Below are 1,269 nucleotides of genomic sequence, written 5' to 3' on the forward strand. Positions count from 1 at the left end.
TTACTTATTCTCATCCATTTCAGCCCGCAACTTCTTGCCGACTTCTTCGTATCCTGGCTTGCCAAGAAGGCCAAACATGTTAACCTTGTATGCTTCCACCCCTGGTTGGTTAAATGGGTTAATTCCATTGAGGTAACCGGAAATAGCCATGGCCACTTCAAAGAAGTAGATCAAGTAACCGAGGGTGTATTCATTTTCTTCGGGAATGTGAACGGTCATTACCGGAACACCACCAGCAGTGTGCGCAGCAACAACCGCTTCGTAAGCCTTGGTATTGGCGAAGTCCATCGTCTTGCCTTCCAAGTAGCCTAAGCCGTCCAGGTTATCTGGTTCGCTTGGGATTTCCATATCATGGTTTGGCTTGTCGAGCTTAACAACGGTTTCCATCAAGAACCGCCGTCCTTCTTGGATGTATTGACCCAAGGAGTGCAAATCCGTGGTGAAGTTAGCGCTGGATGGGTAAATACCCTTGTGATCCTTCCCTTCGGATTCACCAGCTAATTGCTTCCACCATTCAGCAAACATGGTCATGTTTGGTTCGTAGTTTTCGAGCAATTCAGTTTCGTAACCCTTCCGGTAAAGGATGTTCCGGTAAGCAGCGTATTGGTAAGCTTCGTTATTTTCCAACTTTGGATCAGTGTAGTCCTTTTCTGCTTGGGCTGCACCTGCCATCAATTGGTCAATGTCCCCACCAGAAACGGCAATTGGCAAGAGACCAACTGGTGAAAGGACAGAGTAACGACCACCGATACCGTCTTGGATGACAAAACTTTCGTAACCGTGGGCATCCGCTTCAGTCTTCAAAGCACCCTTGGCCTTATCAGTAGTAGCGTAAATCCGCTTGTTGGCTTCTGCTTCACCGTACTTCTTGATTAAGAGGTTCTTGAAAATTCGGAAAGCAATTGAAGGTTCAGTCGTGGTCCCTGACTTGGAAACAATGTTCACGGAGAAGTCCTTATCCCCAATTAATTCAATCAAGTCGTGAACGTAAGTCGAACTCAAGGAGTTTCCCGCAAAGAGAACTAGTGGGAACTTTCGGTCTTCGGCCTTTTGCGCTTGGTAGAAAGTATTGTGTAAGAAGTCAACGGCCATCCGGGCACCAAGGTAGGAGCCCCCAATCCCAATAACGACTAAGATATCAGAATCAGATTGGATCTTCTTGGCTGCCGCCTTAATCCGGACAAATTCTTCCTTGTCGTAGTCGGTTGGTAAGTGGAGCCAGTCACGGAAGTCAGCACCGGCACCGGTACCATTCCGTAATTCGTCATC

At 47.5% G+C, this 1,269-nt stretch carries 1 protein-coding gene; it reads right to left on the minus strand.

Annotated elements, in window-relative coordinates:
* On the minus strand, nt 1–1,269 hold a 1,269-nt coding region (locus H9564_RS09015), incomplete at its 5' end, for a glucose-6-phosphate isomerase (RefSeq protein WP_191685126.1).

It is taken from the genome of Limosilactobacillus avistercoris, from assembly GCF_014836425.1.
GTDB lineage: Bacteria > Bacillota > Bacilli > Lactobacillales > Lactobacillaceae > Limosilactobacillus > Limosilactobacillus agrestimuris.